17 protein-coding genes are annotated in these 20,719 nt (G+C 66.4%); 6 read left to right on the top strand and 11 right to left on the bottom strand.

The annotated features are described in order from the left end of the window. The first annotated feature begins 56 nt into the window (after positions 1-56). From cyoB to shn_RS26385, 4 genes are all read left to right on the top strand, one after another. Complete coding sequence (cyoB, locus tag shn_RS26400; protein WP_064333667.1) at positions 57-2,057, top strand: cytochrome o ubiquinol oxidase subunit I; 2,001 nt, start codon at positions 57-59, stop codon at positions 2,055-2,057. A 4-nt stretch (positions 2,058-2,061) separates the two neighbouring features. Continuing rightward, complete coding sequence (gene cyoC / locus shn_RS26395) at positions 2,062-2,685, top strand: cytochrome o ubiquinol oxidase subunit III (protein WP_064333501.1); 624 nt, start codon at positions 2,062-2,064, stop codon at positions 2,683-2,685. Beyond that, complete coding sequence (gene cyoD / locus shn_RS26390) at positions 2,682-3,068, top strand: cytochrome o ubiquinol oxidase subunit IV (RefSeq protein WP_064333500.1); 387 nt, start codon at positions 2,682-2,684, stop codon at positions 3,066-3,068. Before cyoC ends, cyoD begins: the two co-directional genes overlap by 4 nt. A gap of 191 nt (positions 3,069-3,259) precedes the next feature. Beyond that, positions 3,260-3,979, top strand: coding sequence for an SURF1 family protein (locus tag shn_RS26385; RefSeq protein ID WP_064333499.1), 720 nt, complete (start codon positions 3,260-3,262; stop codon positions 3,977-3,979). Between the two features lie 6 nt (positions 3,980-3,985). On the opposite strand, the gene shn_RS35245 is transcribed toward shn_RS26385, so the two are convergent. The 4 genes from shn_RS35245 to shn_RS26365 all read right to left on the bottom strand — a co-directional run bounded on the left by shn_RS35245 (position 3,986) and on the right by shn_RS26365 (position 8,634). Next, positions 3,986-4,935 (bottom strand): IS630 family transposase gene (locus shn_RS35245; RefSeq protein WP_145926066.1). Its coding sequence is split into 2 segments (ribosomal slippage): positions 3,986-4,597 and positions 4,600-4,935, totalling 948 coding nucleotides; the frame shifts between segments, so codons are not numbered across the junction. Positions 4,936-5,124: 189 nt separating this feature from the next. Next, a complete protein-coding gene (locus shn_RS26375) occupies positions 5,125-6,792 on the bottom strand; it encodes a metallophosphoesterase (protein ID WP_064333497.1) in 1,668 nt (555 codons plus the stop codon). A gap of 4 nt (positions 6,793-6,796) precedes the next feature. Then, positions 6,797-7,282, bottom strand: coding sequence for a class I SAM-dependent methyltransferase (locus tag shn_RS26370; RefSeq protein WP_064333496.1), 486 nt, complete (start codon positions 7,280-7,282; stop codon positions 6,797-6,799). An 8-nt stretch (positions 7,283-7,290) separates the two neighbouring features. Beyond that, positions 7,291-8,634, bottom strand: a complete 1,344-nt coding sequence (locus shn_RS26365) for a nucleotide sugar dehydrogenase (RefSeq protein WP_064333495.1) — start codon at positions 8,632-8,634, stop codon at positions 7,291-7,293. A 166-nt stretch (positions 8,635-8,800) separates the two neighbouring features. Between shn_RS26365 and shn_RS26360 the strand changes: the two genes are divergently transcribed. Both shn_RS26360 and shn_RS26355 read left to right on the top strand, forming a co-directional pair. Next, on the top strand, positions 8,801-9,898 hold the full coding sequence (locus shn_RS26360) for a glycosyltransferase family 4 protein (RefSeq protein WP_064333494.1): 1,098 nt from the start codon (positions 8,801-8,803) through the stop codon (positions 9,896-9,898). After that, positions 9,895-10,629 carry a polysaccharide deacetylase family protein gene (locus shn_RS26355; RefSeq protein ID WP_064333493.1) on the top strand — a complete coding sequence of 245 codons (735 nt, stop codon included), beginning with the start codon at positions 9,895-9,897 and terminating at the stop codon, positions 10,627-10,629. Before shn_RS26360 ends, shn_RS26355 begins: the two co-directional genes overlap by 4 nt. Positions 10,630-11,287: 658 nt before the next feature. Here shn_RS26355 and shn_RS26350 read toward each other — a convergent pair. The 7 genes from shn_RS26350 to shn_RS26315 all read right to left on the bottom strand — a co-directional run bounded on the left by shn_RS26350 (position 11,288) and on the right by shn_RS26315 (position 20,516). After that, complete coding sequence (locus shn_RS26350) at positions 11,288-11,707, bottom strand: cyclic nucleotide-binding domain-containing protein (protein WP_064333492.1); 420 nt, start codon at positions 11,705-11,707, stop codon at positions 11,288-11,290. 47 nt (positions 11,708-11,754) lie between these two features. After that, complete coding sequence (locus shn_RS26345; RefSeq protein WP_064333491.1) at positions 11,755-14,466, bottom strand: ABC transporter transmembrane domain-containing protein; 2,712 nt, start codon at positions 14,464-14,466, stop codon at positions 11,755-11,757. Between the two features lie 70 nt (positions 14,467-14,536). Further along, the gene (locus shn_RS26340; RefSeq protein WP_064333490.1) at positions 14,537-15,688 is read right to left on the bottom strand and encodes a glycosyltransferase family protein; all 1,152 of its coding nucleotides are present in this window, start codon (positions 15,686-15,688) and stop codon (positions 14,537-14,539) included. Next, positions 15,685-17,052, bottom strand: a complete 1,368-nt coding sequence (locus tag shn_RS37200) for a glycosyltransferase (RefSeq protein WP_245337466.1) — start codon at positions 17,050-17,052, stop codon at positions 15,685-15,687. The genes shn_RS26340 and shn_RS37200 overlap by 4 nt, the downstream gene beginning before the upstream one ends. 17 nt (positions 17,053-17,069) lie before the next feature. Continuing rightward, the gene (locus shn_RS26325; protein WP_133034685.1) at positions 17,070-18,272 is read right to left on the bottom strand and encodes a glycosyltransferase family protein; all 1,203 of its coding nucleotides are present in this window, start codon (positions 18,270-18,272) and stop codon (positions 17,070-17,072) included. A gap of 73 nt (positions 18,273-18,345) precedes the next feature. Further along, positions 18,346-19,521, bottom strand: a complete 1,176-nt coding sequence (locus shn_RS26320; protein ID WP_064333489.1) for an ABC transporter permease — start codon at positions 19,519-19,521, stop codon at positions 18,346-18,348. Then, the gene (locus tag shn_RS26315) at positions 19,518-20,516 is read right to left on the bottom strand and encodes an ABC transporter permease (RefSeq protein ID WP_064333488.1); all 999 of its coding nucleotides are present in this window, start codon (positions 20,514-20,516) and stop codon (positions 19,518-19,520) included. The genes shn_RS26320 and shn_RS26315 overlap by 4 nt, the downstream gene beginning before the upstream one ends. Positions 20,517-20,719: the final 203 nt, after the last annotated feature.

Genomic DNA, 20,719 nt, shown 5'->3' with positions numbered 1-20,719 from the left:
GCGCGCAAGGCCCTCGCATGCACCGGGCCGCCTACGAAACGATATTGGACGATCCCATGTTCGGCGACATCAGCCTCACGCAATTCATTTTCGGACGGCTCACCTGGGAGGCAATCCCCTACCACGAGCCCATCCTTGTCGTGACCTTCGCGGTCGTGGCGCTGGGCGGCATCGCGCTTCTCGGCCTGATCACCCGGTTCAGGCTCTGGGGCTATCTCTGGAACGAGTGGTTCACCTCCGTCGATCACAAGAAGATCGGCATCATGTACATCATCCTCGCCATCATCATGCTGCTGCGCGGCTTTGCCGACGCCATCATGATGCGCATCCAGCAGGCGATCGCCTTCAATGGCAGCGAGGGCTATCTCAACGCCCATCACTACGACCAGATCTTCACCGCGCACGGCGTGATCATGATCTTCTTCGTGGCGATGCCCTTCGTCACCGGCTTCATGAACTATGTCGTGCCGTTGCAGATCGGCGCGCGCGACGTCTCCTTCCCCTTCCTCAACAACTTCTCCTTCTGGATGACGACGGGCGGGGCGGTCATCATCATGATGTCGCTGTTCGTCGGCGAGTTCGCCCGCACCGGCTGGCTCGCCTATCCGCCGCTCTCGGGCGCGGACTACAGTCCCGGCGTCGGCGTCGACTATTACATCTGGGGGCTGCAGGTCGCCGGTGTCGGGACGACGCTTTCCGGCATCAACCTCATCGCGACCATCGTGAAGATGCGCGCGCCGGGCATGACCTTCATGAAGATGCCGGTCTTCACCTGGACGTCGCTGTGCACCAACATCCTGATCGTCGCGACCTTCCCGATCCTCACCGCCACGCTCGCCCTCCTGTCGCTCGACCGTTACGTGGGAACGAACTTCTTCACGAACGACCTCGGCGGCAATCCGATGATGTATATCAACCTCATCTGGATCTGGGGCCATCCGGAGGTCTACATCCTCGTCCTGCCGGCCTTCGGCATCTTCTCCGAGGTCGTCGCCACCTTCTGCGGCAAGCGGCTCTTCGGCTACACCTCCATGGTCTACGCCACCTGCGTGATCATGATCCTCTCCTACATCGTCTGGCTGCACCACTTCTTCACCATGGGCTCGGGCGCCTCGGTCAACGCCTTCTTCGGCATCACGACCATGATCATCTCGATCCCGACGGGCGCGAAGATGTTCAACTGGCTGTTCACCATGTATCGCGGCCGCATCCGCTACGAGGTGCCGATGCTGTGGACGGTCGGCTTCATGGTGACCTTCGTCATCGGCGGCATGACGGGCGTGATGCTGGCCATCCCGCCGGCCGATTTCGTGCTGCACAATTCGCTGTTCCTCATCGCGCATTTCCACAATGTCATCATCGGCGGCGTGCTGTTCGGGCTGATGGCCGGCGTCGTCTACTGGTTCCCCAAGGCCTTCGGCTACAAGCTCGATCCGTTCTGGGGCAAGATGAGCTTCTGGTTCTGGCAGATCGGCTTCTTCTTCGCCTTCATGCCGCTCTACGTGCTCGGCCTGATGGGCGTCACCCGCCGCGTCAGCCAGTTCGAGGACCCGTCCCTGCAGATCTGGTTCGTCATCGCCGCCTTCGGCGCGGCGCTGATCGCGCTCGGCATCGCCTCCTTCGTCATCCAGCTCGTCGTCAGCTTCCTGCGGCGCGACCAGCTCCGCGTGACGGGCGATCCCTGGGACGGGCGCACGCTGGAATGGTCGACCTCCTCGCCGCCGCCGGACTACAACTTCGCCTTCACCCCCGTCGTGCACGACCATGATAGCTGGTACGACATGAAGAACCGCGGCTACGAGCGCCCGCTGGAAGGCTTCAAGCCGATCCACATGCCGAAGAACACCGGCACGGGCGTTATCCTGTCGGCCATCAGCGTCGTGCTCGCCTTCGCGCTGATCTGGTACATCTGGTGGCTGGCGGCGCTCTCCTTCATCGCGCTCATCGCGGTGTCGATCGCCCATACGTTCAACTACGACCGCGACTTCTTCATCCCCGCCGATACCGTGACGGCGACCGAGGACGCGCACACGAAACTGCTGCAAGAACGGACCTGAGCCCATGAGCGCGACCCAAGTCCACGATACCGACGGAAAGCCGGTCTTCTACCTCAAGGACGAGCATCACCCGGAAAACAGCACCATGCTGGGTTTCTGGCTCTACCTGATGAGCGACTGCCTGATCTTCGCCGTGCTCTTCGCAACGCACGGCGTGCTCGGCCGCAACTATGCGGCCGGCCCGTCGCCCGCCGATCTCTTCGACCTGTCGCTCGTCGCCATCAACACGGCGATGCTGCTCCTCTCCTCCATCACCTACGGCTTCGCCATGCTCCAGATGGAGCGCAATGCCAAGATGGAGACGCTGGTCTGGCTCGGCATAACAGGCGTCTTCGGCGCGGCGTTCCTGGCGCTGGAGCTCTACGAATTCTACCACCTGATCCATGAGGGCGCCGGCCCGACGCGCTCGGCCTTCCTGTCGTCCTTCTTCACGCTGGTCGGCACGCACGGCCTGCACGTCACCTTCGGCATCATCTGGCTGATCACGCTGATGGTGCAGGTGAAGAAACACGGCCTCAACCCCGAGAACCGCCGCCGGCTGATGTGCCTCTCCATGTTCTGGCACTTCCTCGACGTCATCTGGATCGGCGTCTTCTCCTTCGTCTACCTGCTCGGAGTCCTCGGATGAGCCACGAAAGCGCTTCGGAAGCCCATCACGCCCATAGCCACGGCCACGATGCCGGCCATGGCTCGTTCAGGAGCTACATGATCGGCTTCGTCCTCTCGATCATCCTGACGGCCATTCCCTTCTGGCTGGTCATGGGCGACGTGCTCGACAGCAAGCTGTTCACCGCCGTGCTCGTCATGGGCATCGGCGTGGTGCAGATCGTCGTGCACATGGTCTACTTCCTGCACATGAACCCGCGCTCGGAAGGCGGCTGGACGCTGATGGCGCTGATCTTCACGCTGATCATCGTCGGCATCGCCATTGCCGGCTCGCTCTGGGTCATGCATCACCTCAACACGAACATGATGCCGATGACCCATGAGATGATGAAGACCATGCCTTGATCGGAGCGATGGGAATGAGCGCCGGGGCGACCACCCCCCTCTGCCCTGCAGAGCGGCATGGAAGATGGATGAAACGGTGCCACATCGCCTTCTCCCCCGCGGGGGAGAAGGGAAGGAGCGGCAATGTCGCATTCCCCAAGCGCCCCTTGTGGGGGAGATGCCCGGCAGGGCAGAGGGGGATGGCCTAGCCCATGTCCGAACCTTCCGCCCGCGCCCGGCGCCTCCTCACAAGCGTCCTCGTCCTTCTCGCCGCCGTCTTCCTCGCCCTCGGCACCTGGCAGGTGCAGCGCCTGTTCTGGAAGCGCGACCTCATCGCCCGCGTCGAAAGCCGCGTCCATGCCGAACCGGTGGCCGCGCCGGCGCGGGCCGGATGGCCGGCGATCAGTGCGGAAAGGGACGAATACCGCCGCGTCACCGCCACCGGCCTCTTCCAGCACGACAAGACGGTGCTCGTGCAGGCCGTGACGGAGCGCGGCGCCGGTTTCTGGGTGCTGACGCCGCTGCGCCTGGCGGACGACACGACCGTCCTCGTCAACCGCGGCTTCGTGCCGGCCGATCGCCGCGCGCCCGTCGACCGCGCGGGAAGCGAGCTTGCGGCCGGCCCCGTCGCGGTGACGGGGCTGCTGCGCCTCAGCGAACCCGGCGGCGGTTTCCTGCGCGCCAACGATCCCGCCGGCGAGCGCTGGTTCTCCCGCGATGTCGCCGCCATCGCCGCCGCAAAGGGGCTTTCCGACGTCGCCCCCTATTTCATCGACGCGGATGCGACGCCCAATCCCGGCGGCCTCCCGGTCGGCGGCCTCACGGTCATCGCCTTCCGCAACAGCCACCTCGTCTATGCGCTCACCTGGTACGTGCTGGCGGCAATGAGCACGGCCGGCCTCTGGCACGTCCATCGGCGGCGGCGCGTCTAGAGCGTTTCATGTTTTGATTGAAGCGTATCCTGCGTTTAAGAAGTAGTTTCGGCATTCCCTTGGTCGGATTGTTTTGACGAGATCGGCGACGAAGCGGCACGTGTCCTCAATGGTGCGCTTCTGTGCGAGACGCATCCAGTGTTTGATTTTGGCGAAGGCTTGCTCGATGGGATTGAGGTCCGGAGAATAGGGTGGCAGGAACCAGAGCCTCGCACCTGCCGCTTTGACGGCCTGGCGGATGGCCACCGATTTGTGGCTGCCGAGATTGTCCATGATAACGATGTCGCCGGGCTTGAGAGCGGTCACGAGTTGTTGCTCGACATAGGCACGAAAGCACCGGACGTTGATCGGACCGTCGAAGACGCATGGGGCGGTCAGCCGGTCGCAGCGCAAGGCTCCGAGGAAGGTCAGGGTACGCCAATGGCCATGCGGCGCGAAGCCGCGCAGGCGCTTGCCCTTCGGTCTCCAGCCCCTTAGCGGCGCCATGTTGGTTTTGATCCAGGTCTCATCGATGAAGACGAGCCGCGTCGGATCGAGATGGCCTTGCCATACCTTCCAGCGTTGGCGTTTGCGGGCGATGTCGGCCCGGGCCTGCTCAAGGGCAAACAGTGTTTTTTTTTGAAGCGCAGGCCTTCACGACGCAGGAACTGCCACACCGTGTTGTGCGAGACCATCACCCCGCGCCGGCTCAGTTCATCCTTCAGTCCGTGTAGGCTCAGATGTGGATTCTGCTGTAGACGGGCGGCAATGAAATCGCGATGCGGCTCCAGAATGCGCTTGCGATGTCCGCCCATCTTGCCTGGTGCAACCGAGCCGGTCGCCCGGTAGCGTTGCGACCACTTCACAACCGACGAAACAGCAACACCAAACCGCCCTGCCACCGAGCTGCAACTCTCGCCGGCAAAAACGGCCGCGACAACACGTTCGCGAGGGTCTCCAGATAGGGCTCGAACCATCCGATGCTGGCCTCCTCCCAGCCAGCATCTTGAATCACAAAACCAACCTCATGGGAATCCAGATCGATTCAATCAAAGACAAAAACGCTCTAGAATGCGATCGAGGCGCCATGCCAGCGGCCTCGTGTCTTGAAGGCCGACGGCGGGCCAAACACGCCGTTCCGGCGAGCTGCAAAGCCGCTGCGCCCTTCAACGTGGCAGGGCAGCAGCCGATCCGGCAGAACGTCCCGCCTCCCTGGACGCCCGTTCCAAGCTGCGGCCGAGAACCCCGAGGAAGATTGCGAAGAACCGCCGCGGCCCGTCCTCGCCCGCCGGCGTGAGGTCGCCGAAATGCTCGGCGAGCGACCGGTAGCAGGCGAGCCTGCCGGGGGCGATATGGGTGGGAGCAGCGGCAGGGGACTGGCGCAGGCAATACCAGTCGGCGACGAGGTCGAGGAGCGGGACGGCCTCCAGCGGACCCGTGTCGAGGCCGGCCGGCGGCGTGCCGTCCGCCATCAGCCGGCAGAGATCGGCGAGCGTCATGCGCCGCGCCATCTGCGCCATGTCCGCCGGCCATTCCTTCGGCAGGAAGCGCTGGAGGACGAGGGCACGCATGTGGTGGTGCAGGAAATCGCCGTAGTCGCGGGCGGCGAGCGCCGGGTCCGGGGCGAGGCCTTCGCGAGCCTGCTCGGCCCGGTAAAGCGCGAGGAGATCGGCATCGAGCGGCGTCTCGGCAAGCGAGACGGTTTCGACGGACGGCGCCCCATCCCCCGTCTCGACCACGACGAAGCCGGCGGGAAAGGCGACGAGCGAGGGCACGGCGATGTTGACGAGGCTGCGGCCACCCTCATCGTGGCGCGAGCGGGCCTCGACATGCAGGTGGCCGCTGAAATGCAGCGACAGGCCGGCGGCGATGAGCGTTTCGGCGACGATCGGGCGGGGCGTGCGCTTCGCGACGTTCGTTTCGCCGAAGAGCGCACGCTCGCTATCCGTCTCATCCTCGAAGGGATCGAGCGCGGGATAGTGGGAGAAGGCGAGGAGCGTCTTGCCCTTGCGCGCCGCCCGCGCCGCGACATCGGCGATCCAGGCGAGGAGATAGGGTTTTACGCGCAGGAGCGCGTTCCAGCCGGCATCGGAACTGTCGAGGAAGGCTTTCTTGCGGGCGATGTCGCGCCGGCCGTTGCGCGGCTCGAAGACATTGGCGTCGATCATCAGGAGCCACAGGCCGTCCTCCGGCTCGACCAGGTAGGAGGCGTCCATCAGCCGCCGCACGGTGCCGCCGTCGGCGGAGCGCAGGTCGTGCTCGCGCGCGGCGGGCGCGTCATCGGCGCCGAAGGGCGTTTCGAAATGAAGGTCGCCGGGGCGGCGGAAATAGCCGAAATCGCCGAGCGCGCGGATGCCCGCCGGCACGCCGTCGCAATACATCTTCTCCGTCACCACCGGACGGCCCGGATCCTCCGCCGCCTTCTCCGCATCGCTCGTCACGAGCGTCGTGCCGCCCCCGGCATGCACATAGCGGGTGTCGCGGTGCTTGCCGAGCGGGCCGAAGACGTCGTGGTTGCCCGGTGTGGCGTAGAAGTTGAGGCCGTGGCGGTCGCGATAGGCCGCAAGCAGCCGCACGAGGCTCGCCACCGTGCCGCGCTGGCCGTCGTCGGTATAGTCGCCGAGCAGGACGACGTGGCGGATGCCCATGGCGACGATCCGGTCGAGCGCCGCGGGGAGGGTGGTAAAACTCTCGTTGAAGACGCGGGTGGAGCGGACGGTGTCGGCGAAGGTGCGCACCGTCAGCCTTCGCCCGTTCACGACGATGCCGGGAAAATCGTAGTCGCCTTCGATATCGTGGAAATGGGCGTCCGCGATGACGGCGACGCGGGCCATGGGCCTACGCCCGCCTGCGGTAGAGGAAGTAGCGCTTGCTGTCGACGGTGGCGGGCAGCGCCAGGGGCTCCAGCGCCGCGTGGTCGAGCGGCAGGCCGCTGATGGCGATGCCGCCGGCGCCGAGCGCGCGGGCGACGATGTCGGGCAGCCAGGTCAGCGTGACCGCGTCCTTGTCGTCATAGCCGGTGCCGATATCGGCGTGGACGAGCGCGGCATTCGTGCCGGCAAAGGCCCTAGCCGTCTCGACGATCTCGCCGAGCACCAGGTCGCCCGGCGGCGGCGTGGAGGAGGAATGCGCGCCGAGCGCCCTATCGAAGGCGACGATGCGCCGGCCGGGGAATTTCTCGCGCAGGTGATCGAAGGTCCGGCCGTTGCCGAGGCCGATCTCGAGGATCGCGCCGTCCTCCGGCAACGGCAGGGCCTGCGCGACATGGTCGATGACGTCACGCTGGGCGGACATGCGGCGGATGAAGCTTTCGAGGCGGCTCATGCGGGGTCTCAGGCCTTGAGGATCGTGTCGGCGGCGATGCCGCGCCGGGCGAAGACGTTGCGCGTGTCGACGATCAGCGCGCCCCATTCGGCGAGCGCCGCATAGTCGACGTCGTCATGGTCGGTGGCGATCAGGATCGCGTCGAAGGCGCGGATGTCCGCCTCGTCCCAGGCGACCGACGGGCGGCCGCGGAAGGCGCCGTATTCGCGGGTCGGCGGGATTTCCGGCACATGCGGATCGTAATAGCTCGCCGCGCCGCCGCGCTCCTCGATCAGCTCGATCAGCTTCAGCGAGGGGCTTTCGCGGATGTCGGGCACGTTCTTCTTGTAGGCGAGGCCGATCACCAGCACCTTCGAACGGCTCAGCGCCTTGCCGGCGCGCCGGTCGAGCGCCTCGGCCAGCCTGCCCACCACATGGCGGGGCATGGAAGAGTTGATCTCGCCGGCGAGCTCGATGAAGCGGGTCGGCAGCTCGTGGGCGCGCGAGGCCCAGGTGAGATAGAAGGGATCGATCGGGATGCAATGGCCGCCAAGGCCCGGGCCGGGATAGAAGGGCATGTAGCCGAAGGGTTTTGAGCTTGCGGCGTCGATCACCTCCCAGATGTCGATGCCCATGGCCTCGTAGACGACCTTCAGCTCGTTCACCAGGGCGATGTTCACCGCGCGGAAAATGTTCTCCGTCAGCTTCACCGCTTCGGCCGTGGCGGTGGAGGAGACGGGCACGACCGTCTTGACCACCGCACCGTAGAAGGCGGTGACGAGCGCCTGCGCCGCCACGCCGTCGCCGGCGACGACCTTCGGGATGGTCGAGGTCTGGAACTGGCGGTTGCCGGGGTCCTCGCGCTCCGGCGAGAAGCCGAGGAAGAAATCCGCGCCGGACGTCAGGCCGCCGGCCTCCAGCGTGCGGCGCACCAGGCCGTCGGTCGTGCCGGGATAGGTGGTCGATTCCAGGACGACGAGCTGGCCGGGGCGCAGCGTCGCGGCGATGTCGCGGCAGGTCTGCTCGACATAGCGCATGTCGGGGTCGCGGTGGCGCGTCAGCGGCGTCGGCACGCAGATGGCGATGATGTCGCATGCGCCGAGCCTTGAGAAATCGCTCGTCGCGGCAAAGCGGCCGGTGCGGTGCTCGGCGGCAAGGATATCGCTCGGCACCGCCTCGATATAGCTGCGCCCGGCCTCGATCGCGGTGATCTTGCCGGGGTCGATGTCGAAACCCGTCACGGCAAAGCCGGCGCGGGCGGCGGTGATGGCGAGCGGCAGGCCGACATAGCCGAGGCCGATGACGCCGACGCGGGCCTCGCGAGACGTTATTCGCGCCAGCAGCGTCTCGTGGGAAAGCAAGGCAGTTGGCATCGGCACTCCGCGCACATATACAGGACCGCGCGTTGAGATGGGAGAGTTTGGCCAGCCTGTCAACCCTTGCCGTCCGGCCTCGCCGGGCGCGCAGCACGATGGGCCGCAAAGCCGTGCCGCGGTTCGCGGCGCCAGGGCGACGATGAGAAAGGGCCTGCGGGCGAGCATGAAGATCGCGTTCTACGCCCCGCTGAAATCGCCGGACCATGCCGTGCCCTCGGGCGACCGGCTGATGGCCCGCCAGCTTATCGACTGCCTGAGGCGGGCCGACCATGCCGTCACGCTCGCCTCGGAGCTGCGCGCCTTTTGCGGCGACAGCGACGATGCGGCCGCCTATGCGGCGCTCCGGGCGCGGGCGGCGGCGGAGGTCGAGCGGCTTTCGGTGCTCTGGCGGGCGCAGGGCGCGCCGGACCTCTGGTTCTGCTACCATCCCTATTACAAGGCGCCGGACCTGATCGGCCCTCCGCTCTGCAAGCGCTTCGGCGTCGCCTATGCCACGGCGGAAGCCTCCTATTCCGCACGCCGCAATATCGGCATCTGGCGCGACATGCAGGCGCAGGTGCTGGAGGCGGTGCGCGGCGCGGCCGTCAATATCGGGCTCACCGCCCGCGACCGGGCGGGCCTTGCCGCCGCCGCGCCGGATGCGGCCGTTGCGCCGCTGAAGCCGTTCATCGACGCGGCGCCGTTCACCAGCCGGGCCGCACGGCCGCAGCCGGGCCACCTCGTCACCGTGGCGATGATGCGGGCCGGCGACAAGCTGGAGAGTTTTCGCGCGCTTGCTGCAGCGCTGCGGCGGATCGAGGACCGGCCCTGGCGCCTTTCGGTGGTCGGCGACGGGCCGCTCAGGGCCGAGGTGGAGGCGCTGTTTTCCGGCTTTGGCGACGGGCGCATCGCCTGGCGCGGGCAGAAGCCGCAGGCCGCGGTGGCGGAGATCCTGGCCGGGGGTGCGCTCTATGTCTGGCCGGGCTGCGGCGAAGCCTATGGGCTCGCCTATCTGGAGGCGCAGGCCGCCGGCCTTCCGGTCGTCGCCTGGCGGACGGCGGGCGTTCCGGAAGTGGTCGAGGACGGCGAGACGGGGCGCCTCACCGCGCCGGGCGATCACGCCGCCTATGCGGCGGCCATCGCGGCGCTCCTGGACGACGCGGCGGAGCGCCGGCGCCTTGCGGAAAAGGCCCGCGCCCGCGTGCTGGCCGACCATTCGCTGCCGGCCGCCGCCGCGGCGCTGGATGCCATCGCGCGGAACACTGCGGGAGAGACGGGATGACGCTGCCTGCCTGCGCAAGCCCCCTTGCGGACGAGATCGCCCGCCGGGCAGCGGCCGGCAGGCCGCTCCGGCTGTGGCTGCGCGACGACGATGCGGTGGCGCCGACCGCGGCGCTCGACACGCTCCTGGCGCTGACCGCGCGCCATGCGGTGCCCGTGCTCATCGCCGTCATCCCGGCCTTGACAGGCGCGGCGCTGGCGGCGCGGCTTGCCGAGGCCCCGCTGGCAGGCGTGGCGGTGCATGGCTGGGCGCATGAGAACCATGCGGGACCCGGCGAGAAGAGCCAGGAACTCGGCGCCCACCGGCCGGCGGAGACGGTGCTTGCCGAGCTCGGCCGGGGCTTCGAACGCCTCGCTGCGCTCCATGCCGGCCGCTTCGTGCCCATGCTGGTGCCGCCATGGAACCGCATCGCGCCCGCCGTCGTCGACGGCCTGCCGTCACTTGGCTTCAAGGCGCTCTCCGTCTTCGGCCCGGAAAAGCCCGCGCCGCTCGCCGTGCGCAACACCCATGTCGACATCATCGACTGGCGCGGCACGCGAGGCGCCCGGCCGGCGGAAGCGGTGATCGCCGATCTCGTGCGCGTCTCGCAGACCCATGACGGCCCGATCGGCCTCCTCACCCACCACCTCGTGCACGACGCGGCGGCCTGGGCGCTGATGGCGCTGATTTTCGAGGCGACGGCCGGGCAGGCAGGGTGCGTCTGGGAGCGTGCGGAGGATCTGGTCGGGTAGGGCGGCGGGTTGCCGGGCGTCCTCCTCCAGCGCCGCTTCGTCCTTCTGGCGCTGCTCGCAAGGGCGGTGCGTTGGTCGCGCCGGAAAGAAGCGTGCGCGCTCCGCGACCACCCCCCTCTGCCCTGCCGGGCATCTCCCCTCACGGGGGAGATTGGATGGAGAGCCGTTTCGCCCGTTTCCAGCGCTGCTGATTAAGCGAGGCTTTCGCCTCTTGCCGATCTCCCCCCTTGAGGGGGAGATGCCCGGCAGGGCAGAGGGGGGTGCTCACCGCCTTTCGCGCCGCAGGAAACGACTCCCGCACGCGGCGCACCGCTCCTGCACCGAGCAACATGCGCCGGTCGCAACCTCGCAGGCGGTGAGCGGATGATCACAGAAATATGAAGGTGCAAGAGCGCGGCGAAGGCGGCTAGTCCCTTGTTTCTGCCGCAATTCCTTGGCAAATCCAGCCCGCGCCGCAAGGTGCTTCGCTGCTTCGCGGAACGGGGTTCTCCCGCCGCAAAAGGCGAAAAGTCCGGAAAGGAATGCCTTTGCAGCGCGCGGAAAGGCTTTCGTCAAAGGACGGAAGGACAATGTGCCGGCCGGCGCACGCAACAGTGATCCGGGCGACCCGGAAGGGACGTTCAGGAAATGCCGGCAGGCAAGGCCGACGGAGCGGTCCTCAGTGCGCGGTGGCGAGCCGCTCGCCCATGATGCGCATGGTTTCGGCCATGCTGCGGGGGCAGGACGAGAGGACCTTGAGGAAGCAGTCCTTGCGGATACGCAGTGCTTCCACGACCGTGGAGGCCTTGACGGTGGCATTGCGGGTCGTGCCGCAGAGGATGGCGATTTCGCCGACGACCGAGCAACTGCCGGTCGATGCGATCTTCTCGTCTCCCGAGGGGCCTTCCTTGTAGACGTCGACGACGCCCGAGAGAACGACATAGGCGGCATCGCCTTCGTCGCCCTGATGGAAGAGTTCCTGACCTTCACGGTAGCTGACCCGATCGGAAGCGAAGGCGAGCAGTTTCAGCTTGCCTGCATCGATGCCCGAGAACAGCGGCACCCGTCGTAACATCTGCACTTCGTCGTTCAAGATCATAACAGTCAACCGCCTCGAATTCCGGTTATCTGATCACTTCATACCAGTCATGCTATCAGTTGCTTGTATACCGTACCACTTTCGACGATCGTGTCGTAGGTTCCGTCTTCCACCAAACTTCCGCCATCAAAAGCAAGCACCCTTTTAAAGTGTTTTGCAAGCGGGGTATTTGACAAAACCCAGACAACAGCGGGATTATCACCGCTCTTGGCAATGAACGCAAGGGCCGCCTCCACGACGTGTTCCTGGAGGTGATGGTCGACTCCCGAGAACGCCCGGTTGAAGATGTAGTAGTCCGAGCGGCGGATGAGGGCGCGGGCAAGGCCCAGCTTCAGGCGCTGCAGGCTGTTCAACCGCCGGCCGCCGGCGCCGATGTTCGATTCCAGCCCCAGTTCCATCAACGCATGGTAGAGTTCCGGCCGCTTGGCCAGAAGCTCCCCGCCGATCTCCCTGAGCTTGGAAATGGCGTCGCTGAAGCGATGGTTGAGCTTGCCGAACACGATATTGTCCACCAGCGTTCCCGATGTCAGATAGGCATTCGGATTGTAACGTTCAATGTGGGCCTGCAGTTCCGCCGGCAGGTTCGCGTGGAACTGGTGGCGAACCTCGACGATCTTGCGCATCAGCTTCTCGTCGAGCACGCCGAAACGGTGCCGCGGCTCGACATAGAAGAAGCTGAGCTTGATGAGCGCGATCCGGTCCTCCTCGCTCGGTGCGGCATTGTGCCGCAGCTTCTGCAGCAGGTGCTGATAGGTCGGGATCTCGTCCGCCCGCATGAAGGTCAGTTGCTCGAAGAACGGGTGGTCGGGCGGCAGGTCCTTGAAGAGCTCCACCGCGCTTTCGGCGATGCCCTTGCCCATTTCGAACAGCGCTTCGCCGAGGCCGCTCTCGCGCATCATGTTGCGGAAATAGGGCGTCTTGACGATGGCCTTGGTCGAGGCCTTCGGGTCCGGCATCATGCCGAAGAACAGGTTCTCGGCGACCGGCGCCTCGGTATTGTACTCGTTGTCGCGGAAGGGCACGATGAGGTTGTTGAGGTCGCGGCGGTCCAGCTCCTCGCGAAGGTCATGGCGCATCTCGACGATCTGGGCGGCGAAGTCGGGATTGGTGTTGACCGCGATCGAGGAGTGCAGCGCCAGTTGCAGCACGTCGTCGGACAGCTCCACCACGTCCAGCACCGCCATCATCGCGCCGAACAGCCCGTCCGTGCCGTTGGCATTGAGTGTGCTCGGGTCGATCCAGTTGCCGTTGAGGTCGAAATCCGGATTGCCGGAGCGGCGCGCCTCCAGCACGTCCCATCGGCGCTGGTCGGCGGCCGGCCCCTTGTAGGCGGCCGGCTCGATCGGCGCGTGCTTGAGGCCGTAGAGCAGGTTGTCCTTCAGGCTGCCGTGGAAGAAATAGGCGTCGGGCGAGACATAGGAGATGCGCCGGCCGGTCACCGCCTCCGGCAGGGTGAAGAGGTCGTCGTCACCCGCCGTCACCTTGCCGCCGGCCGGCCAGACGACGCGGGCCAGCGCCTCGGCGAGGCGGTCACCGCCGCTGGCCGCCGCACCGATGATGGCGACGGTCTCGCCGGGCGCGATCTTGACGGTGACGTGTTCGAGAACCCGGCCGCCGATATCGTCGTCGATCAGGAGGTTCGTGGTGCTGAGCGGGTGGTTCAGGACCGCCCGGCTTTCCGTGTCGATCGCCTGGATCTCGGGGGCGATCATCTCGTCGGCCTCGAACTGCTCGACGACCTGCTCGTATTTGACCTGCACGTCCTGGCGCACCAGTTCCCAGTCGATCAGTTCCTTCAGCGGCCCCGGCAGCTCCTTGTAGGCGTTGATGACGGCGACGAGCTGGCCGACGTCGAGCTTGCCGACGATGGTGAGGTAGCCGCCGATGCAGTAGAACAGGAAGGGCGTCAGCTGGGCGAGGAAGTTGTTGAGGAACTTGACCAGGAACTTCCACTGGTAGATGTCGTAGCGGATCTTGAAGATGCGGCCGAGGCGGGCGGCGATGTCGGCGCGCTCGTAGTTCGAGGTGTCGTAGGCGTGGATCGTGTCGATGCCGTCGACGATCTCCGCCACGCGGCCGGCGAGCTGGCGGGCGGTGAGCTGGCGTTCGCGGCCGAGCTCGATGAGACGGCGGCGCATGCGCGGGATGATGCCGACCTGGATGGCGGCCATGGCGAAGGCGATGAAGCCGAGCCAGAAATGCTGGATGAAGATGAAGATCAGCGCCGTCAGCGCCTGGCCGCCGAGCAGCGCCGGCTGCACGAAGGCATCCGCGGTGAAGCCGCCGAGCGGTTCCACCTCGTCCTTGACCATCGAGGAGACCTCGCCGGCCTTGATGTGCTTGAAGTAGCGCGGCGGGAAGCGAAGGATGCGATCGACGAGCTCGTAGCGGATGCGCCGCAGCAGCCGCTCGCCGAGACGGCCCTTGTAGGTGTTGATGAAATACTTGAACAGGCCGTTGATGATGACGAGCACGAGGAACGTCAGGCTGAGGGCGAGCAGCGAGGGCATGCGCTCCAGCGGCAGGCCGGCGAAAAGCTCGACATGGCCGAAGAGCGGCAGATCGAAGGCGATCGGCATGAAGAGCTGGGTGTTGCCGGGCTGCTCGAATCCGGTCCCCTGGATCGGGCCGTTGACGATCTGCTTGGGCAGGTCGAAGGCCAGATAGTAGGGGATCATGGACAGGGCGACGATCAGCAGGATGAAGAGCTGCTGCGGCCGGGTATGGACCCAAATGTACCGGGCGAGGCTTTTTTCCATAAAGAGCTTCTGTGCGTGAACGGCCGCTGTCTGGCGTGAAGATTATAAGACAGCCGCAATACCGCAAGAGCTAGGTAGCCGCGTGCTGTTTTAGTAGGGCCCTCAGGATTTTTGCGGTACGATTGGCGCCATCCAGTTGCAAAACAGGCACATTTTTCTCCGTTTCGGCGGAAAGCGCGCGGGAAATTGCGTCCGCCATCGTCTCCCTGGAAAGCGCATCCTCGCGCAGCACGACCGCCCGGCCGAGCCGTTCCAGCCGTTCGGCGCGCGCCGTCTGCTCGCTCTCGCCGCCCGACGCGAAGGGCACCAGCACCGCGCCGCAGCCGGCCTGCAGCACGTCGCAGACGGTGTTGTAGCCGGCCTGCGAGACCGACAGCCGCGCTGCCGCCAGGAGGTTGCGGAAGTCGGTGCGGAAGCGCACGAGATCGACATTGGCCGGGCACGCGGCGGAAAGCCGTGCGAAATCGGCCTGCGGCAGGTTCGGGCCGGTAATGACGAGCCAGCGATACGTGCCGTCGAGCCCCGGTGCCGCCTGGAGCGCGGCCTCCACGAGGCCGGCGCCCACCGCCCCGCCGCCGGCCGAGACGACGATATCGTAGCGTTCCGCGGCAGGCTCGACCGCCGGGCCGCCGACGAGGCCTGTATAGACCACCCGATCGGCAATGGCGTCCGCCAGCGGAAAGGTGTCCTCCAGGCGCACGAAGGCCGGGTCGCCATGCACGAGCACCCGGTCGAAATGGCGGCGCACGAGATCGATCGTCTCCTCGTCGCGGCCCGGCATGGCGCGCTCCTGCAGGATGTCGCGCAGCGAGGTGAGGAGGAGGGGGCGCGGCGTGCTCGCCTCGATGGCCGCAATCAGCGGCAGCAGTTCGAAGCGCACCTGGCGGCGGCCGAAGGGGAAGGCCTCGGCGATGACGATATCGGGCCGTGCGGCGTGATAGGCGGCAAGCAGCCGGTCGCGCCGCGCGGCCTTGAAGGCCTCGTCGATGACCGTGCCGGTCTCGTCGACGAGCGCGGAAAAGCCGCCGTCGCCCACCGCGATGGCCGGCAGGGCGACATGGTCGATGCCGGGGCCGGGAAAGCCGTCGACCGGCATGCCGCCGGCGAGAAGCGTGACGGCGAAGCCGTCGTCGACGAGCGCGCGCACGATGCGGCTGGCGCGGGCGAGATGGCCGATGCCGAGCAGGTGCTGGACGTAGAAGAGGACGCGCGGGCCGCTCATCGCCGGGCTCCGGCCGTAAACAGCGCCTTCAGTTGCGCGATGCTGGTATGGTGGTCGAAGCTCCGGCGCACCTTCGCCTCGGCGGCCGCGCCGAGCCGGTGGCGAAGGGCCGGGTCGCGGATCGCCCGTTCGAGGGCCCGGGAAAACGCCTCCGCGTCCTCGGAGGGCACGAGCAGGCCGTTCTCTTCGGTCTCGAAAAGCTCGGGAATGCCGGAAATGTCGGTCGCCACGCAGGCGAGCTGCTGGCTTGCCGCCTCCACCAGCACGTTCGGCAGCCCGTCACGGTCGCCGTCCGGCGTGATGCGGCAGGCGAGCGCGAAGATGTCGGCGCGGCGATAGGCGGCGAGCACGTCCTTCTGGTCGACCGCGCCGAGCCAGGTGATCCTGTCGGCGATGCCGAGCGCGTCGGCGAGCTTCTGCAGCTTCGCCCGCTCGCCGCCGTCGCCGGCATGGACGAAACGCCAGGAAAGATCGGCCGGAAGCCGGGCGAGGGCCTTCAGCAGGATGTCGTAACCCTTCTTCGGCACCGCGCGCCCGACGCTGATGATGGTGACGGGATCTTGCGGGTCGGCGCCGTCACGCGGCGGGCGGGGATTTTCCCCCGGCCTGCCGGCATCTTCCCCACAAGCGGGGAGACAGCAGCGATCCTGCGCTTCCCCGGGCGCTTCATCGAGCGGGTGCTGCATGGCAAGCCCCTCTCCCTTGGTTGGGGAGGGGTCCTGCAATGGCGGAAAGCGGTCGAGGTCCAGCCCGTGATAGCTGAGATGCACCCGGTCGCGATGGAGACCGGCGAGGGTCTGTAGGTGGGCGTGGCCGGACCGGGTGCAGGTCACGGCCCAGTCGGCGGTGGCCAGCTTGTCGGCGAGCTCCCAGTCCTCGGACGTCCAGATGTCCTTGGCATGGGCCGAGACGGTCCAGGGCAGGGCCAGCATGCGGCTGGCATAATTGGCGACGGAAGCGGGGGTGTGGATGAAATGGGCGTGCAGCCAGCCGCCACCGTCCGGCCATTCGCCGACGAGCACCGCCGCCTGGCCGAAACGGCGGAACCGGTTGCGGCTGAAATCGCGCGGCAGGTCTTTCAGGAACCGGCGGAGCGCGGCGCCGAAGCCGGGGGCGCGAACGCTCTTCACGAGGCCGCGCAGCACGCGCAGCGGCTCCTCGTGCAGGTATTCCGGCAGGTAGAGGACCGGCGCGCGGATCTCGTCATGCACGGGATGGCGCTTGGCATCGGTCGGGCGGCGCAGCGAGACGAGCACGAGATCGAGCCCGGCGCGCTCCAGCCCGAGCAGCTCCTGGGCGATGAAGGTTTCCGAAAGGCGCGGATAGCCCTTCAGCAGCACGACGATCTTGTAGGGCAGCGACACGGCGGGCGTGGCCTCTTTCACGCGACGGAGGGCGGGGTGAGTTCCCGCGCGGAAAGCTCGTCGCCGACGATGCGGGCGATGTTGCGCAGGCCTTCGAGCCGGAGCTCGGGATTGCCGCTCGAAGGCGGACGGCGCTGGGGCAGGGTCTTCAGCGCGGCGGCAAGGCGCGCGGGATCGGCCGATTCCTCCGGCAGCAGCATGTCGATGAGACCGAGCTCGGCGGCGCGGGTGGCGCGGATGAGCTGTTCCTCGCGGGGCTGCACGCGCGGCACGATGAGCGCCGGCTTGTCGAAGGAGAGGATCTCGCAATAGGTGTTGTAGCCGCCCATCGCCACCACCGCCTTCGCGCCGGCGACGAGGTCCTCCATGCGTGAATCGAACTCGATCACCTCGACATAGGGAATCTTCGCGGCTTCCTGCGTCAGCTTGGTGCGCTCGCCCTGCGGCATATAGGGGCCGAGCACGATGAGGGCGCGGTGGGTGAGACCGGCATCGTGCCGGTAGGCGCGCAGCACGTCCTCCACCAGTTCCGCCCCGTCGCCGCCGCCGCCGGTGGTGACCAGGATGTAGTCGCCCGACGGCTGGTACTGGGCGCGGTCCATCTGCAACGCGTTGCGCTGCAGGAAACCGACGAAGTTCAGCTTGTCGCGCACGCCCTGCGGCACGTCGAGCCCGACCAGCGGATCGTAGAAATCCGGCGGGCCATAGACCCAGATGTCGTCGTAGAACTTCGCGATCTTGTGCATGACGTCCTTGCGCTTCCACTCGGCGTCGAGCAGGTGCGGGGAATCCATGACTTCGCGCAGGCCGAGGATCAGCCGCGTGCCGCGGCCCTTCAGGTAGGCGAGCGTTTCCTCCACCTCGCCGGAAAGGCCCATCGGCTCCTTGTCGATGATGAAGATGTCCGGATTGAACGTCTCGGCCGTGTGGCGGATGATCGACCGGCGCATGGTCAGCGTGTCTTCGAGGTCGATATGGCGCTCCAGCGAGGTGTATTCGCCGTTGCGCAGCTTGATGACGCTCGGGATCTTCACGAAGTCCACGCGGGCGCGGTAGTCGAAGGCGCCGGCGATCGTCGCGCCCGAGATGATCAGGACGTTGAGGCCGCGATATTCCTCGACCAGCGCGTGCGCGATCGTGCGGCAGCGGCGCAGGTGCCCGAGGCCGAACGTATCGTGGCTGTACATGAGGATGCGGGCGTGCTCGAAACTGCGGCTCAAGGACAGGACCTCCTGAAATCCGCCGGGCTCGCCGTCATGGAGGGGCGCTTCTTCTGCATTCGTAATCCCGATTTCACTTATAGGGGTCAGCCGCATCGCGCAGTCCATCGCCGAGGAAGTTGAAAGCCAGAATGACCAGAACGACGGGTACCACCGGAAAGAGCAACCACGGATAGAGAGCGATAATATTGATGCTGCGGGCTTCCGTCAGCAGGATGCCCCAACTGGTGATGGGCGGCCTGAGGCCGAGCCCGAGGAAACTCAGTGCCGTCTCCCCGAGGATCATGCCCGGAATGGTCAGCGTTGCGCTGGCGATCAGGTGGGACATGAAGCCGGGTATGAGATGGCGGCGGATGATGCGGGCGCTGCCCGCGCCCATGACCTGGGCCGCCAATACATAATCTTCCTCCCGCAAGGCAAGAAGTTTCGAGCGCACGGCGCGCGCAAGTCCGGTCCAGTCGAGCATGCCGAGGATGATCGTAATGCCGACATAGACGAGAATGGGGCTCCAGGTGACGGGGATGATCGCGGCGAGCGCCATCCACAGCGGAATACTGGGGATCGATTGCAACACTTCGATGACGCGCTGCACGACAAGGTCGAAGACGCCGCCGTGATAGCCGGCAAGGCCGCCGATGACGATGCCGAGCACGAAGCTCATGGCAACGCCGAGCGCGCCGATGGTGAGCGAGATGCGCGCGCCATAGAGGATGCGCGAGAGCATGTCGCGCCCCAGCCGGTCGGTGCCGAGGAAGAAGAACTGACCGTCCTTGGCCGGGCAGACGAGGTGGACGTCGGAGGTGAAGAGGCCCCAGAACCGGTACCTGTCGCCGCGGCAGAAGAAGCGCAGCTTCTGCACGTCGGTCCTGTCGTCGGTGTAGACGCGCCGGAGATTGTCCATGTCGAGCGTCATCGTCTGGCCGTAGACGAAGGGGCCGACGAACCGGCCCTCATGCATGAAGCGCAGGGTCTGCGGCGGGGAATAGATGAAGTCGATGTTGCGGGTGTGCAGGTTGTAGGGCGCCAGGAACTCGCTGACGGTGATCATCAGGTAGATGACGATGAGGAAGATGCCGGAGACGAGCGCCATGCGGTGGCGGCGGAACTGCCACCACATCAACTGGAACTGCGAGGCCTGGGCGACCTTCTTCAGCTCCTCCGTCTTGCGCTCGGCGGCATAGGGGTCGAACGGCTTGTCCGAGACGAAATGGCCGAGCGGGGCGCCGGGTTCGGGAAGGGGCGTCTTCACTTGCGGGCGCCTCCGCCGAGCCGGATGCGCGGATCGAGGATGGCGAGCGCGATGTCGGAGACCAGCACGCCGATGACCGTCAGGAAGGCGAGGAACATCAGGAAGGAGCCGGCGAGATACATGTCCTGCGTCTGCAGGGCCTTGATCAGCATGGGGCCGGTCGTTTCCAGCGACAGCACGATGGCGGTCACTTCCGCGCCCGAGATGATCGAGGGCAGGATGGAGCCGATGTCGGAGATGAAGAAGTTGAGGGACATGCGCAGCGGATATTTGGTGAGGACCCGCATCGGCGGCAGGCCCTTGGAGCGCGCGGTCACGACATATTGCTTGTTGAGCTCGTCGAGCAGGTTGGCGCGCAGGCGCCGCACCATCGCGGCCGTGCCCGCCGTGCCGATGATGATGACCGGGATCCAGATATGCGAGAGGATGGAGCGGACCTTCTCCCAGCTCATCGGCGCACCGAGATACTGGCGGTCCATCAGCCCGCCGATCGAGACGCCGAACCAGATATTGGCGAAATACATGACGACGAGCGCCAGCATGAAGTTCGGCACGGCGATGCCGATGAGGCCGGCGAGCGTCAGGCCGTAATCGCCCCAGCTATACTGGTGGGTGGCGGAGTAGATGCCGATCGGGAAGGCAATGAGCCAGGTGAAGATGATCGTGACGAAGGAGACCAGCACCGTCAGCCAGAGCCGGTCGCCCACCACTTCGGAGACGGGCAGGCGGTATTCGAAGGAATAGCCGAAATCGCCGGTGAGCATGCCGCCGACCCAGTAGACATAGCGCAGCGCCGGCGGCTTGTCGAAGCCGTAGCGCTCGCGCAGCTCCTCGATCTCGGCCATGTCGGTGGCCTCGCCCATGGCGCGCAGCTCGGCGATGTAGCTCTCGAAATAGTCGCCCGGCGGCAGTTCGATGATGGTGAAGACCAGCACCGAGATGAGCGCCAGCGTCGGAACCATGACGGCGATGCGCCAGAGGATGTAGCGGATCATCGGGCGGGCTCCTCGGGGTGGGGCCGATGGGGTTTCGTTCCCGCTCGCCCCTCATCCGCCTGCCGGCACCTTCTCCCCGCAAGCGGGGAGAAGGAGGATGTGGCGCTGTTTTGCCAAACGTCCGCTCGGGCCGCGATCGTGCCGCAAATCCCTTCTCCCCGTTCACGGGGAGAAGGTGCCGGCAGGCGGATGAGGGGCATCCG

Source organism: Shinella sp. HZN7 (assembly GCF_001652565.1).
Lineage (GTDB): Bacteria > Pseudomonadota > Alphaproteobacteria > Rhizobiales > Rhizobiaceae > Shinella > Shinella granuli.
The sequence above is the reverse complement of the archived record's forward strand: the minus strand, read 5'-3'. Positions and strand labels throughout refer to the sequence as shown.